Raw genomic sequence first — 14,449 nt, 5'->3', positions numbered from 1 at the left:
CCCATCAGCCCGGTCATACCTAAATGCGCACCCTACGCTATTCATCAGCATGGAAAACACCATGACCACGCATGAAAAACTGATCGCCCTGCTCGACCAGCATCAGGCGTGCTATCGCGTGATGGAACATGAAGCGACCGGCAAGTGTGAAGCGGTGGCGACGATTCGTGGCACGGAAGTGGGACAAGGCACGAAGGCGCTGGTGTGTTACGTGAAAGGCAACGGCATCAAGCAACATGTGCTGGCGGTGCTGCCTGCCGATCAGCAAGCCGATCTCAGCAAAGTGGCGGCGGCAGTGGGAGGTCGACGCGCGTCGCTGGCCTCCCCTGCGGAAGTGGATACGCTGACCGGCTGCGTGTTCGGTGCTATTCCGCCGTTTAGCTTCCATCCTGATTTACAGCTGGTGGTCGATCCGCTGCTGTTTGAACGCTATGACGAAATCGCCTTTAATGCCGGATTGCTGGAGCAATCGGTGGTGCTGAATGTTGCGGATTATCAATTGATTTGCGCGGAAAGTGCCAGCGTGGCGCGCATTATTGCTGATTAGCACCACGCCTGCGGGATTACTCTTTGTGGCGCTTTGGCCGAATGGTACACAAGGCTACAGCGATAGAAAACAGCATGGAGGTCGGTGAGTAGATCAGCACGGAATCGGTGATTCCCATAATAAACAGTGCTGCTACAGGCATGGAAATTCCCATTAATGCATGGCGTTTAAACCAGATAAATAGCGCAGCGACATAAAAGAAGATGAGCGCAGCCACCCCAACAATCCCCTGCAGAGTAGCAACCTCCAAAAATTCGTTATGCATATTGTATTTTACGTTGTTATAACCCTCGGTATTACCTGGGTGCACACGTGAAATAAACTCTCTTGCCGTTACCGTGCGGTTATCGGGTGAAGAAAAACCAAGATGTTGTGGCAAAAAGTGAATTCCACTATCCCAAATGGCAACACGTGCCCCAACCGATGTGGAACTATTACTATTGTAATCTTCAATATCACTGATGCCTTGCATCCAACGTTCGCTTGTCATTCCTGCGAATATGACAAAGATAATAAATGCAAACAGACGATTGCGCTTGGGGCGTAAAATTTGCAGCAGACCGTAAAAGCGACTAATTTGGCAAAGCGTAATGAACATAAAAGCCAGCAGCGACACGCGCGTTCCGCATAACACAACTAAGGCTAAAACGATAAGTGCGAATGAGCTATCAGCAATAATCCATTTTCGATTCGCTTCTTTTACTGATAACCAAAGATAAGTGCAGTAGAGAAAAATCACCATGTATGATGAACTGGATGCAGCATCTGCAGTTAACTTAATTCTGGCGCCGGTCTGTGAATACTCATGCAAGCCAAACAATAATGCACCTAATGCTCCAACCCAAAGCATTGTTTTACCAACATAAATAGTGCGTTCTGCAATGTCATTGTTGTACATGGCAATAACCGCAACTATAAACGCAGCTAACATAAATCGTTTGCCGCCCAACATATAATTATTCAGGATATTTAAGGTCGGCGTCGAAAAGTTTTCAAAGGCCTTGTTTATATAAGCAGCCCAACCTAAACGCACCATTCCTAATATGAACAGAGCAGAGAATAATAAGAGTATTGTTTTATTCAGCCTTAACCGATTTGCTGGTGATGCGATCGTGTAGACGAATACAAACCCGGAAAGATAAGAAGCGATATAGAATATTTTCTGCGAAAAACCATAGGTGAACAAATTAATGGCAAGTGTGCAGCATAATAAGATAACGATTAAGTTTACTGTTATTACTAACCCTTTCACAGGTAAGTTAGGTTTAGCTATGTTCAATCGGGGCGTCCTGAAGGATGATGCTTTTTAGTCTTGCCATGTACTCTGGTTCATAAAATGGCATCACACTCTGTTTAATATTCTGCGCATCTGGCAAGACTTCGCCATCCACAACAGCTTGTAAAATTGTGGTCAATCGAATTACATCATTGACGGGGAAGAGATATCCATTAGTGCCAGACGAAATTATCTCGGACGGACCACTAATGCAATCGGAGGAAATACAAAAAACACCACGCGCCATGGCTTCAAGCAAGATGAGCGGAAATCCTTCATGGTTCGACGTCAACACCAGTGCAGTCACTTGTTGAAGATGGGTCGCGATATAATTCCATGCGTTTTGCTGCCAGCCATGCCAGTGAATTTTGTCCGAGATCCCTAACTGCTGCGCATACTCTTCACACCGCGCACGATCATCGCCATCACCGACAATATCCAGCAGCCAATTACCACGTACATGCTGTAAAGCATCGAACAGATCTTTCAGCTGCTTCTGCTCTTCAAAATGTACACGTCCGACAAACAAAAAACGTGCAGTCTGCGGGCGCGGAATCACAACATCAACGGCCTGAACCGGGTTGAAAACCAAGCGCACACTCTGAGGATCCGCACCCAATTCAACTAGCTGTGACTTGATCTCTTTACTGATGGCAAGATGTTGATCTGCCAGCATTAGATAGTGCGGTCGATAGCGCTGTTTTGGCGGTAAATGCATCCAGCTAAAGAGTGTGGCCTGATGACGGCTATAGCTTATCGCCTTGCGGGCTAACATGCAGGGGATAGTATTAAGCGCGATGATGCGGTCGGGTTTATGCTGACGGATGAATTTTGCCAGCCGCTGTACATGAACAAAGCTGTATATTTTAGGATTTCCGGTAAAACGACGGCTTATTCCCCAAACCAACTCATTCGCCCAATTCTCGGACGCAATCTGTTCTGATGATTCGAAAATGAACAATCCAGCGTTAAAGCGAGTGTCGCCGTTAAGCTGATCGATCACCTGTCTGGTCACGTTTTCCATACCACCGTGACCGCTCAGCGTTTCAACCACAAAGAGAATTTTAATGGGTGTTAGCGTCATGCTTTGGATCTCATTGCAGTATATAGCTGGTCTTCGTAAGCAGAAATTAGGCAGAACTCATTGGAATGGTGGCTTTTCTATCATGATTGCCCTGCTTAAGCAACTTACCGCTATTAAACGAACGCAGATGTTTAATATAGCACAACTTAACGCGCTCTTACTCCAAGTACATAATTACAACAATCTGAAAGTATTACCAAATTTGATTTGCCTAAAACAGCGGGTTACTCTGCTTAACTCAACATCACTACAATAGAAGACCGATATTATGGCAAGTTCTCGTTTAACCGCCCGCCTGCGTCAAACGCTGGCGCTGGCTGTGCTGGCAGGTTGCGCGTTTGGCGCACAGGCAAAAATTGATCAGGTGCGTTTCGCGGTTGATCCTACCTACCCTCCTTTCGAATCCAAAACACCACAGGGCAAACTGGTCGGTTTTGATATCGACCTTGGCAATGCGCTGTGCGAGCAGATGCAGGCTAAATGCGTGTGGGTGGAGAGCCAGTTCGATGGCATGATCCCGGCGCTGAAAGCGCGTAAGTTCGACGCCATCCTGTCTGATATGGGCATCACCGAAGAACGTCTGAAACAGATTGATTTCACCGTGCCGCTGTACGACACCCATACGCAGCTGATTGCGCGTAAAGGTTCTGGCCTGTTGCCAACCGCTGAATCGCTGAAAGGTAAAACTGTGGGTGTTGAGCAAGGCACCGTGCAGGAGCGTTATGCGCTGGCCAAATGGCAGCCGCATGGCGTGCAGGTTGTACCTTATGGCGATCAGGCGCAGGTGGAAAGCGACCTGATTTCGGGTCGACTTGACGTGGTATTTACTGATGCCGCCCAAGCCGCAAATGGCTTCCTGAAACATCCGCAGGGCAAAGATTTCGAATTAGCAGGCCCGATTGTGCAGGATCCGATTATCGGTCCGGGCACCGCGATTGGTCTGCGTAAAGGCGACACCGAACTGAAAACCGCGCTTGATAACGCTTTTGCCGAACTTAAGAAGAACGGCACTTTCGATAAAATCCAGAAACAGTACTTCGCTACCGATATCTCCATTCAGCAGTAATCTTTTGGGCGGCTTTTTTGCCGCCCTTTTTGCACTCAGCACTATAATTCCATCAGAAAATGAATCAGGCGTCGCTGAAAGCGTGCCATGAATAAAGGACATCGATAGCGTTATGCAACAACAACATCATCCTCTATTAAGCGCCTCGCTGGGCACGCAGCGCGAAATTGTTAGCTTCCACTTCGGCACCGATTCGCAGCAACGCGTCTATATTCAGGCTGCGCTTCACGGTGATGAACTGCCGGGTATGGCGGTGGCGTGGTACTTGAAACAGAAGCTGTTAGCACTGGAATCTGCGGGTCAACTCAAAGCCAAAATCACATTGGTGCCGGTAGCGAATCCTTTAGCCATGGGACAGCATTGGCATGGTAGCCATTTGGGGCGTTTCCATACGTTATCAGGACAAGACTTTAACCGCCGCTTCCCGGCATTGGGTGAAGCGCTGGTAGAAGAACTGGCTGATTCTCTGACGCAGAGTGAATACGAGAATAAACGCCTGATCCGCGAAGCGATTGATCGTCATTATCGTGACCGTATCGCCCACACCGAACTCGATGCCCAGCGCTTTACGCTGATGCGTATGGCCAGCCAGGCCGATTTAATGATTGATCTGCACTGCGACTGGGATGCGCTGCCGCATCTCTATACCACGCCGCACGCATGGCCGGATATCGAACCGCTTGCCCGGTGGCTGGGAAGCGAAGTGCAGTTGCTGGCGCAGATTTCTGGTGGTGAACCTTTTGATGAGGCTTGCTGTGAACCGTGGCTGACGCTGGCAGAGCGTTTTGGCGATGAGTATCCCATGCCGCGAGGCTTGCTGCCGGTAACGCTAGAACTGCGCGGTGTGGCGGATGTATCGCCTGATATGGCGGAGAAAGATGCTGACGCGATTATCAATGCGCTGATTGAAAGTGGGTATATTGCGGGTGAAGTGGGTGAATCCCCTGCCCTGATTCATCCGGCGACGGAGTTGGCGGGATGTGAGTATATCCATGCGGCACATTCAGGGTTGGTGCTGCATCGTCGTAAGTTGGGTGATTCGATTAAGGCTGGGGAAGTAGTGGCTGAGGTTGTTGACCCGATTACTGACCAGGTAACGCCGCTGGTGGCTGAGTTTGGTGGTGTGCTGTATGCGAGGAATTTGACTAAGTTTGTGACGGCTGGGATGTTGGTGGTGAGGTTGGCTGGGGAGAATGCGGGGCGACGTGGGGAGTTATTGGTGGGGTAAAAATAAGGCTTCCCGAAGGAAGCCTTAATGCTGTTAGTCCAGCCATTCGGTATGGAACACACCGTCTTTATCGATACGCTTGTAAGTATGCGCACCAAAGTAGTCACGCTGAGCCTGAATCAGATTCGCCGGCAGAACTTCTGAACGATAGCTATCGTAGTAAGCAATAGCAGCTGAGAAGGTCGGCGTTGGGATACCGTTCTGAATAGCGTAAGACACTACATCACGCAGCGCCTGCTGGTACTCATCTGCAATGTTCTTGAAATAAGGATCCAGCAGCAGGTTAGCAATATTAGCGTCCTGTGCGTATGCATCAGTAATCTTCTGCAGGAATTGCGCACGAATAATGCATCCGGCACGGAAAATCTTCGCAATTTCACCGTATTGCAGATCCCAGTTATTCTCTTCCGACGCAGCGCGCAGCTGTGAGAAGCCCTGAGCATAGGAAACGATCTTGCCCAGATACAGAGCGCGACGCACTTTCTCGACAAACTCAGCCTTATCACCAGTAAATGCTTTAGCCTGAGGACCGCTCAGCACTTTAGAAGCTGCAACACGTTGGGTCTTCAGAGAAGAAAGATAGCGGGCAAATACTGACTCAGTAATAAGTGAGAGCGGTTCGCCAAGATCCAGTGAGCTCTGGCTAGTCCACTTACCGGTGCCTTTGTTAGCGGCTTCATCCAGAATCACGTCAACCAGGTATTTACCGTCTTCATCTTTCTTAGTGAAGATATCTTTGGTGATATCGATCAAGTAGCTGCTTAACTCACCGTTGTTCCAGTCAGTAAAGGTTTTTGCCAGCTCTTCATTGTCGAGGCCTAACGCGCCTTTCAACAGTGCATAAGCTTCAGCTATCAGTTGCATATCACCGTATTCGATGCCGTTATGCACCATTTTTACATAGTGACCAGCACCGTTTGGACCGATGTAAGCAACGCAAGCTTCGCCATCTTCCGCACGAGCAGCAATCTTATCTAAAATTGGTGCAACCAATTCATATGCTTCTTTCTGGCCGCCAGGCATGATGGAAGGCCCTTTCAGTGCGCCCTCTTCACCTCCAGAAACACCGGTACCAATGAAGTTGAAGCCCTGGTCAGAAAGTTCTTTATTACGGCGGACAGTATCTTTATAGAAGGTGTTACCACCATCAATCAGGATGTCGCCCTTGTCCAAATGCGGGGTCAAAGAAGCAATCGTTTTATCTGTAGCTTCACCAGCCTGTACCATCAAAAGGATACGGCGTGGTTTTTCCAGCGATTCAACGAACTCTTCAACTGTATAAAAAGGTGCCAGTTTCTTGCCTTGGTTCTCAGCGATGACTTCATCCGTCTTTTCGCGTGAACGGTTGAAAATAGAGACTGTGTAGCCGCGGCTCTCAATGTTAAGAGCCAAGTTACGGCCCATCACTGCCATACCGACAACACCGATTTGTTGCTTGGACATTATCTACTCCTGTCTGAAGTTACCGTCACAAACACAAGTTTGTGATTGAAGTGGCAAATATGTTAACTCATCTATCACCAATAAAGGTAGTGAATGGTGCGATGATAAAACACACAAGAAATGTGGATGATTATGTATTGGTTAACAAATCACCTTTTTTGATATTTGACTTGAAATATAACGGCAGCACTTCCTCTGGCGTACCGTCCATTTTTACCGTGCCGTGCTCGAGCCAAAGAATTCTTGTACAGGTTTTTCTTAACAATTCGTTACTATGGCTTGCAAGAATCAATATCTTCGTTGCATTAATAATATTGGTTAATCGAGTTTCAGCTTTTTCTTTAAAGCCTTCATCACCTACAGATAGCCATTCATCCATAAGGAGGATTTCGGGAGTGAAAATAGTACTAACACTAAAACCCAAACGCATCTGCATACCAGACGAGTAAGTACGAACAGGCATGTCAATAAAGTCACCCAGATCGGTGAATTCAATGATCTCTTCAATTCGCGCATCGATTTCTTTTTTCCGCAATCCTAATAAGGCACCGCGAATATAGATATTTTCTCTGCCCGTAAATTCCTGATTAATCCCTAATGAAATAGAAATTAAAGAACCAATGTCGCCTTCAATCGTAGCGCTGCCACTGGTTGGATGATAGACTTTACTAAACATCCTCAGTAGCGTTGTTTTACCCGCACCATTATGGCCAATTAGCCCTACTCGCTCGCCATCTTTTATTTCGAAGTTAAGATTATTAAGGGCCGAAACCACAACTTTACCATCGTGCTGACCAACCTTTCCACCGGTAGCAAAATTGATAAAGTTCTTTTTAATCGATCTTGCCTGGGCGTTGAATATTGGGAAATCAATACCCACATTTTCAAATTTAATAATAGCCATTACATTACACCCAATAAGGAACGCGGTATTTATATTTGCTCGTCATCGCAATCGATAGAGCCAAACCGACTACGGCCATAACGCCAGCAATGATGTAACTGCTCATCATTGGGATCTCACCTAATAATGGACCTCTTACCAAGTCAATCAAATGGTAGAGAGGGTTAAAGGTGAGTAACGCTGCGGCAGCACTATGTGAAAGAAGTTTCGGCATCCAAATTACTGGGGTCAGATAGAAGATAACCTGCATAATACTTAACACAATTTGTGTCATATCACGGAAGCGCGCACAAATCATCGAAAGAATCATTAACGCCCAGGTTAAATTCAAAATCAGCAGGATAAAACCTGGTATCACCAGGAAAACAGTCCAGTCCACGCTTTTCTGCACTGCAATCAGGACCAGAGGGAATATAACGATATTATGCAGGAAGATGATGAAATTTTTCCAAATTACACGCATTACGTGAACATGTAATGGAACGGGTAACTGCTTGATAATCCCCTCTGAAGATATCAGGGCATCACAACCTTCTGAGATGGAGCTTTGGATAAAGCTCCATGTTATCAAACCAAGAGTTAGATAGGGCAAAAACTCTTTGACGTTGGTTTTGAAGAGATTACCAAAAACCAATCCCATGGTCGTGATCATAACTGCCATACTGATTGTGATCCAAAACGGCCCCATCTTGGACCGTTTGTATCGCATCTTGATGTCCTGACCACCCATCACTTTTACAACGTGAAAGTTTCTTAACGCAGAGGTGAAGTCATCCCACCCTACTGATTTTTGCTTATTCGACATTACAAAATTCCAAATTGGTATGCCAGACGATTCAATCCGACAAGGAACTTATCACCGCACAGACGAGCCAGGATCAGTGTCATAAACTCTTCCCTTTGGGATTCTTCAAGCTGATCTCTCAACTTGATAATATCATTCATGCTACAAACGCAGCGGAACATCAGATCAAGCTTAATTATAGGTAAACCACAATTATGTAATGCGAGGCAGTTGACGTGGATTTGCGACCCCATGGTAAATTCATCCAGATACAAAGATATTAATCTTTGTTTGAACTGGCTATTCAGTAATGCTTCTTTGTGCGAGTAATTTCTGAAGAAATTTACTGCTTCTAAATAGTCAACTTTGCTTGAACTTAATGTTGAATATTCTTTATCAACAGAGTTGTATTCCACAACATTGTCACTAGCAAATGCCAACTTTTCAGCTCTCTTATTAGAGAGAATGTATTTATTATAATAAGATGATAAGACTTCATCATTTGCTATTAAACCGGTAATGGATTTATTTGTCCAGGCACTGACACCTTCACGACGGTAGTAATAGTAATTCTCATAGAAAACTTCATCAGTGCTAAGCTTTTTCTCCATGAACGAGACATTGAAAAGAGACTTGAAGTTTTGCTCAGAACTAACCAGTGACTTAAGAAGCTTACTTAAACCGAACTCACCTCTTTTTATAACTAAAGGTCTTACGTTCGATGACTTATAATTTAACCAAAAACTTTTGAATTTTTCATTCTTAGTTATTTTACCCGCTACTGAAATACAGAATGAACCTAGGTGATGAGAGTGCTGACTATTTTCTGTAGCACCGATTACTTCAACGTTAGTATCAAATAAATTTTTAACAAATTCAGACAAGCCATTCTTTGAGAAAAATACACTGTCATTGATGATAAGTAACCGTTCACATTTTTCTTCAAAACCTGCATCGAAGAAATATTTCATCCCTGCTTTATAGCTGCCGAAATCACGCCCATAATTATCACGCTCTATATAGACATCGGTTAACTCAGAGGGATAATTTTGCTCTTCCAACCTTAAGGTATTAACGGCAATAACAAATACATTATTGCGTTTCGCTTCTTTTAACAGCTCTAGCGTATCATTTCTAAGCGATGATTTCTCATAGAGCGCAAGCAGCATAACCTTGCCACCCGTGAAATCATTCTTGACTTTAACATTCGTATATTTTTTTGTCTTAATATCATCGCGAATTGATAGCACGCCATAATATAGATAAATTACAATTTTCAGGAAAAACCTGATAATCATAAAAATAATTCTTTTCATATTGACACCGTCGATGGTTAAACTAATTTCCTAAAGAGATTCATGATAAAGAAAGCACATGTTTCAATGAAGCTTTGTCTATAAAATCCACCCTTAATAAAGTTAGTAATTCGTTTCAAAAGACTTCCATTCAAAGCACTAAATCTTTCATAATCACGTCTATTCTCGGCCGGCATCCTGTCTTTCAAACACTCAAGCGCCATACAATTTTTCTCGCTCCAGCATTTAAATTCACCTGCAAATAAACGATTAAATCTTGTGAGCTTAGACAAAACACCCGTGTTGCTGCCCACTAAATTTTGCCCATGCTGGCGGTAGAGAATCTTTGGTTCACGATCGTAGATTACTGTTCCATTCATTGCACTGCATATGATGTACAAAATCCAGTCATGAGAAACAATCGGAAGCTTGGCAGGGAATGTCTCGAACACCGTTTTTAGTCCACGACTAAAAACCATCGTGTTGCCGCCCGCATAGCTTTGCAAAAGTGCATTACTAAAAGTAAATTCTTTGACAAAACAGGGTGAAAAACCGATATTAACTTCATCAGAATCAATCAGCTTTGTGCGTGAACCATATAAAGCATAGTTGTCAGGAGATAAATCATTTGTTGTTAACTGATTAATAGCTTCTTCCAGCTTATTGTCACACCAAATGTCATCCTGATCACAGAAGGCATAAAACGGCGAATCAATATCTTTTCTATTAAGCAGGCTATAGAAATTGGCAGCAAATCCTTTACCTGGCCCCTGAAACAGAATAACTCTACCTTCAGAGAATTCTTTGGCAAAACGGGTAATGATTGCACAGGTGCTATCTGTTGACCCATCATCAGAAACAATCAGCGTCCAATTAGTATAAGTTTGAGAAGCAATGGAACGCAGCTGCTTTTCTAAATATTTCTCGCCATTATAAGTACCCATCAGGATACTTATTTTTCCTTTATCGCTCATCATCATCAGCTATATAAAAAAAGGATGAGTTAATCCTCATCCTTAGTTTCGGGAATCAATCAAATGTCACTGCTTGTGCAAATGGCGTTCCGTCTTTATCTTTAGCAGAAAGCGCGGGGAGTTCATTTGCACCGATTGGCCAGGTGATATTGAGATCTGAATCGTTCCAAAGTAATGAATGTTCATTTTTAGGATTATAATAATCAGTACATTTGTAAACAAATTCAGCACTTTCAGATGTTACATAAAAACCATGAGCAAAGCCTTCTGGAACCCACAGCTGACGCTTATTATCAGCTGACAGGTATACACCAACCCATTTTCCAAAAGTTGGTGAGGATTTTCTCATATCAACTGCCACATCATACACTTCACCAGAGACAACCCTGACGAGTTTACCTTGTGTATTTGTGGTTTGATAATGTAAGCCACGCAAAATACCTTTAGAAGATTTCGAATGGTTATCCTGTACAAAGGTACGTGGACACACCAGCTCTTCAAACTTCTTCTGTTGCCAGGTTTCCATAAAGAAACCTCTTTCATCACCAAAAACGGCTGGCTCAATGATTTTTACATCAGGAATATCAGTATCAATAATCTTCATTAGAGCTTTCCGTTATAGAGCGCCATCAGGTATTTGCCGTAATCATTTTTGAGCAGTGGCTGTGCCAGCTCTTTCAATTTTTCAGCATCAATAAAGCCCATGCGGAACGCAATTTCTTCCGGACAAGCAACTTTAAGTCCCTGACGGGTTTCGATGGTTTGTATAAAGTTATTCGCTTCAATCAGGCTCTGGTGAGTACCCGTATCTAACCAGGCATGGCCACGTCCCATAATGGACACAGACAGTTCACCCTTTTCAAGATACAAGTTATTAATATCAGTAATCTCTAACTCACCACGCGGTGAAGGTTTAAGATTTTTAGCCAATTCAACAACGCTATTATCATAGAAATACAGACCAGTAACTGCGTAGCTACTTTTAGGTTCAGTTGGCTTTTCGACTAATGAAACCGCCTTACCAGTTTCATCAAATTCAACCACGCCATAACGCTCTGGATCGTGAACGTGATAAGCAAACACCGTTGCACCGTGCTTTTTATTTGAGGCTTCTTCGAGTTGCTTATGTAAATCGTGGCCATAAAAAATGTTATCGCCCAGAATCAACGCGCAGTTATCGTTGCCGATAAACTCTTCACCCAGAATGAAAGCCTGCGCCAAACCGTCCGGGCTTTCCTGCACTTTATATTGAATGTTCAAGCCCCATTGGGAACCGTCGCCAAGCAGGCTTTCAAAACGCGGCGTATCCTGCGGTGTGCTAATAATTAAAATGTCACGAATGCCCGCTAACATCAGAGTGCTGAGCGGATAATAAATCATTGGCTTGTCGTAGATTGGCAATAGTTGCTTACTGACTGCCATCGTCACTGGATAAAGGCGTGTTCCTGAACCGCCAGCAAGGATGATTCCTTTTTTACTATTCACAACGTTATCCTTTAATTTAGTAATCTGACTCAATACGGCTTAATTATAAAGTTCATCCAGCATACGCTTTACACCAACCTTCCATTCCGGAAGCGTTAATTCAAAAGCGCTGGTGAACTTGCTGGTATTGAGCCTTGAATTAGATGGGCGTTTTGCTGGCGTAGGGAAAGCGGCAGTCTCAACAGTATTAACTGATTGTACTTTCAGCTCTAAACCTTTTTCACGGACACAATCAATCACGAACTCAGCATAGGCGTGCCAGGTTGTTACGCCTGAAGCGATAAGATTGTAAATGCCCGATTTTTCAGGATTAGCCAGAGTCGCTTTGATTGCATGCGCGGTACTGTCCGCAATCAATTCTGCGCCGGTTGGTGCACCGAACTGATCATTGATAACAGATAGCGCTTCTCTTTCCTGCGCCAAACGAATCATCGTTTTAGCGAAATTATTGCCTTTGGCGGCATAGACCCAACTGGTGCGCAAAATTAAATAGTGTGGTGCATTGGCGATAATGGCTTCTTCACCCTGACGCTTGGTCTTGCCGTAAGCGTTAAGTGGTGAAGTCGCATCGTCCTCGTTCCACGGACGCTCGCCGCTGCCATCAAAGACATAATCCGTTGAGTAGTGAACCAGCAACGCCTTAACGTCACGCGCAGCGCAGGCCAATGCTTTTACGCTGGTCGCGTTGATCAACTCAGCATTGTGCAGGTCGCACTCAGCTTTATCGACAGCCGTATAAGCCGCGGCATTCACAATCACGTCAGGCTTAATATTCCGTACCGTTTTTTCGATTCCGGCAGGATTGGTTAAATCGCCGCAGTGATCTGTTGAATGACGATCTAAAGCAATGATCTCACCCAACGGTGCCAAAGCACGCTGCAGCTCCCAACCAACCTGACCATTTTTACCTAATAGCAAAATTTTCATTAGCTACGCTTCTCGTAGTTTTGCTCAATCCAGTTCTGATACGCCCCGCTTTTCACGTGCTCAACCCACTGCTGGTTGTCGAGATACCACTGCACGGTTTTACGTAAGCCAGTTTCAAAGCTTTCCTGCGGTTTCCATCCGAGATCGCGTTCAATCTTTGAAGCGTCAATCGCATAGCGACGATCGTGGCCCGGACGGTCTGCAACATAGGTAATTTGCTGGGCGTATGAAGTCTCTTTAGGACGCAGCTCATCCAGCAGTTCACATACCTTGTGAACCACTTCGAGATTTTGCTTCTCGTTATGGCCGCCAATGTTGTAAGTGGTGCCAGTTTTCGCCTGCGTCACTACGGTATAAAGCGCACGAGCATGATCTTCTACATACAGCCAATCGCGGATTTGGTCACCTTTGCCATAAATTGGCAGCGGCTTTCCTTCCAGCGCATTGCTGATGATCAGCGGGATGAGTTTTTCCGGGAAATGATAAGGGCCGTAGTTGTTGGAACAGTTGGTCACAACGATCGGCAGGCCGTAGGTGCGGCCCCATGCGCGAACCAGATGGTCACTTGCGGCTTTAGTGGAAGAGTATGGGCTGCTTGGTGCGTACGGGGTTTCCTCAGTGAACAATGGAAGTTCACCGGAGGTTTCATCGGGATGAGGTAAGTCGCCATACACTTCATCCGTGGAGATATGGTGGAAACGAAAAGCCTGTTTTTTATCAGCGGCTAATGCAGACCAATATTGGCGGCTTGCTTCCAGTAACTCATAAGTTCCGACAACGTTAGTCTGAACGAATTCTGATGGTCCAGTAATAGAGCGGTCAACATGGCTTTCTGCCGCCAGATGCATTACCGCATCAGGCTGAAATTCGTTGAATACATTCAGCAAGGCCGCACCATCGCAAATATCAACTTTTCTAAAGTTATAACGCGCATTTTGGCTTTCAGCTTTCAGTGATTCAAGGTTGCCAGCGTAGGTCAGTTTATCGACGTTAATCACTTCATCATTGGTATGGTTGATAATATGACGAACAACTGCCGAACCGATAAATCCTGCACCACCTGTAATTAAGATTTTCATAACGTCCCGTTTTTCCTGACTCGCTCAGTGAGGCTTATACCAAATGGAATTAATATGCAGTTTCGTTCAGCCACGCTACCGCCCTTGGGTTGCAGCTCCCACATAGCTGATGTTTAAGGCAAAATTTAATTAAAAGCACGCCGGCTTTTATGCTGCTATCTTGCTGTTAACTCTATTCTTTATTACCGAAACCAATAAATATGGTTTAACGGTAAGCAGCTAAGAATTCTACCACTCGTAAAGTTCAATGACGAACAAATTACAGATTTTCCGGGGGTGTTAGTTTAAGTATTGACCGCTTTGGGTCGGAGATGATGTTTGCTGAGTCAATAATTCAACTCAATCAGATTTTGATGA

General features: G+C 44.8%; 14 protein-coding genes. 3 read left to right on the top strand and 11 right to left on the bottom strand.

The genetic code is table 11. The features are described from left to right. Positions 1 to 61: 61 nt before the first annotated feature. Entirely contained in the window at positions 62 to 547 is a 486-nt protein-coding gene (locus HX773_RS16625) for a YbaK/prolyl-tRNA synthetase associated domain-containing protein (protein WP_176972436.1), read from the top strand. A 16-nt stretch (positions 548 to 563) separates the two neighbouring features. On the opposite strand, the gene HX773_RS16620 is transcribed toward HX773_RS16625, so the two are convergent. Beyond that, a complete protein-coding gene (locus HX773_RS16620; protein WP_176972435.1) occupies positions 564 to 1,826 on the bottom strand; it encodes an O-antigen ligase in 1,263 nt (420 codons plus the stop codon). After that, positions 1,813 to 2,907 carry a glycosyltransferase gene (locus HX773_RS16615; protein ID WP_176972434.1) on the bottom strand — a complete coding sequence of 365 codons (1,095 nt, stop codon included), beginning with the start codon at positions 2,905 to 2,907 and terminating at the stop codon, positions 1,813 to 1,815. Before HX773_RS16615 ends, HX773_RS16620 begins: the two co-directional genes overlap by 14 nt. A gap of 268 nt (positions 2,908 to 3,175) precedes the next feature. On the opposite strand from HX773_RS16615, the gene HX773_RS16610 reads away from it, so the two are divergent. Continuing rightward, complete coding sequence (locus HX773_RS16610) at positions 3,176 to 3,973, top strand: ABC transporter substrate-binding protein (RefSeq protein WP_176972433.1); 798 nt, start codon at positions 3,176 to 3,178, stop codon at positions 3,971 to 3,973. A 112-nt stretch (positions 3,974 to 4,085) separates the two neighbouring features. After that, complete coding sequence (locus HX773_RS16605; protein ID WP_176972432.1) at positions 4,086 to 5,201, top strand: succinylglutamate desuccinylase/aspartoacylase family protein; 1,116 nt, start codon at positions 4,086 to 4,088, stop codon at positions 5,199 to 5,201. A gap of 33 nt (positions 5,202 to 5,234) precedes the next feature. Here the strand turns inward: HX773_RS16605 and gndA are convergent, their stop codons facing one another. From gndA to rfbB, 9 genes are all read right to left on the bottom strand, one after another. After that, positions 5,235 to 6,644, bottom strand: a complete 1,410-nt coding sequence (gndA, locus tag HX773_RS16600) for an NADP-dependent phosphogluconate dehydrogenase (RefSeq protein WP_176972431.1) — start codon at positions 6,642 to 6,644, stop codon at positions 5,235 to 5,237. Between the two features lie 130 nt (positions 6,645 to 6,774). Then, positions 6,775 to 7,548, bottom strand: a complete 774-nt coding sequence (locus HX773_RS16595) for an ABC transporter ATP-binding protein (RefSeq protein WP_061717720.1) — start codon at positions 7,546 to 7,548, stop codon at positions 6,775 to 6,777. 4 nt (positions 7,549 to 7,552) lie between these two features. Then, a complete protein-coding gene (locus HX773_RS16590) occupies positions 7,553 to 8,353 on the bottom strand; it encodes an ABC transporter permease (protein WP_101763379.1) in 801 nt (266 codons plus the stop codon). Further along, a complete protein-coding gene (locus HX773_RS16585) occupies positions 8,353 to 9,648 on the bottom strand; it encodes a rhamnan synthesis F family protein (RefSeq protein WP_176972430.1) in 1,296 nt (431 codons plus the stop codon). Before HX773_RS16585 ends, HX773_RS16590 begins: the two co-directional genes overlap by 1 nt. 17 nt (positions 9,649 to 9,665) lie before the next feature. Continuing rightward, positions 9,666 to 10,601 (bottom strand): glycosyltransferase family 2 protein, encoded by a 936-nt coding sequence (locus HX773_RS16580; RefSeq protein ID WP_176972429.1) that lies wholly within the window; start codon positions 10,599 to 10,601, stop codon positions 9,666 to 9,668. Positions 10,602 to 10,656: 55 nt separating this feature from the next. After that, the gene (rfbC, locus tag HX773_RS16575; RefSeq protein ID WP_176972428.1) at positions 10,657 to 11,205 is read right to left on the bottom strand and encodes a dTDP-4-dehydrorhamnose 3,5-epimerase; all 549 of its coding nucleotides are present in this window, start codon (positions 11,203 to 11,205) and stop codon (positions 10,657 to 10,659) included. Continuing rightward, entirely contained in the window at positions 11,205 to 12,086 is an 882-nt protein-coding gene (rfbA, locus tag HX773_RS16570; protein ID WP_061717725.1) for a glucose-1-phosphate thymidylyltransferase RfbA, read from the bottom strand. Before rfbA ends, rfbC begins: the two co-directional genes overlap by 1 nt. Before the next feature lie 39 nt (positions 12,087 to 12,125). Continuing rightward, entirely contained in the window at positions 12,126 to 13,013 is an 888-nt protein-coding gene (gene rfbD, locus HX773_RS16565; RefSeq protein WP_176972427.1) for a dTDP-4-dehydrorhamnose reductase, read from the bottom strand. Beyond that, positions 13,013 to 14,092 carry a dTDP-glucose 4,6-dehydratase gene (rfbB, locus tag HX773_RS16560; RefSeq protein ID WP_176972426.1) on the bottom strand — a complete coding sequence of 360 codons (1,080 nt, stop codon included), beginning with the start codon at positions 14,090 to 14,092 and terminating at the stop codon, positions 13,013 to 13,015. The genes rfbD and rfbB overlap by 1 nt, the downstream gene beginning before the upstream one ends. Positions 14,093 to 14,449 lie beyond the last annotated feature (357 nt).

This window comes from Pantoea sp. B9002, assembly GCF_013385945.1.
In the GTDB taxonomy this organism is placed as follows: Bacteria; Pseudomonadota; Gammaproteobacteria; order Enterobacterales; family Enterobacteriaceae; genus Pantoea.
The sequence above is the reverse complement of the archived record's forward strand: the minus strand, read 5'-3'. Positions and strand labels throughout refer to the sequence as shown.

Coding starts and splice junctions, on each gene's coding strand:
- HX773_RS16625 (WP_176972436.1), top strand. CDS start 62: ATGACCACGCATGAAAAACTGATCGCCCTGCTCGACCAGCATCAGGCG.
- HX773_RS16615 (WP_176972434.1), bottom strand. CDS start 2,907: ATGACGCTAACACCCATTAAAATTCTCTTTGTGGTTGAAACGCTGAGC.
- HX773_RS16610 (WP_176972433.1), top strand. CDS start 3,176: ATGGCAAGTTCTCGTTTAACCGCCCGCCTGCGTCAAACGCTGGCGCTG.
- HX773_RS16605 (WP_176972432.1), top strand. CDS start 4,086: ATGCAACAACAACATCATCCTCTATTAAGCGCCTCGCTGGGCACGCAG.
- gndA (WP_176972431.1), bottom strand. CDS start 6,644: ATGTCCAAGCAACAAATCGGTGTTGTCGGTATGGCAGTGATGGGCCGT.
- HX773_RS16595 (WP_061717720.1), bottom strand. CDS start 7,548: ATGGCTATTATTAAATTTGAAAATGTGGGTATTGATTTCCCAATATTC.
- HX773_RS16590 (WP_101763379.1), bottom strand. CDS start 8,353: ATGTCGAATAAGCAAAAATCAGTAGGGTGGGATGACTTCACCTCTGCG.
- HX773_RS16585 (WP_176972430.1), bottom strand. CDS start 9,648: ATGAAAAGAATTATTTTTATGATTATCAGGTTTTTCCTGAAAATTGTA.
- HX773_RS16580 (WP_176972429.1), bottom strand. CDS start 10,601: ATGAGCGATAAAGGAAAAATAAGTATCCTGATGGGTACTTATAATGGC.
- rfbC (WP_176972428.1), bottom strand. CDS start 11,205: ATGAAGATTATTGATACTGATATTCCTGATGTAAAAATCATTGAGCCA.
- rfbD (WP_176972427.1), bottom strand. CDS start 13,013: ATGAAAATTTTGCTATTAGGTAAAAATGGTCAGGTTGGTTGGGAGCTG.
- rfbB (WP_176972426.1), bottom strand. CDS start 14,092: ATGAAAATCTTAATTACAGGTGGTGCAGGATTTATCGGTTCGGCAGTT.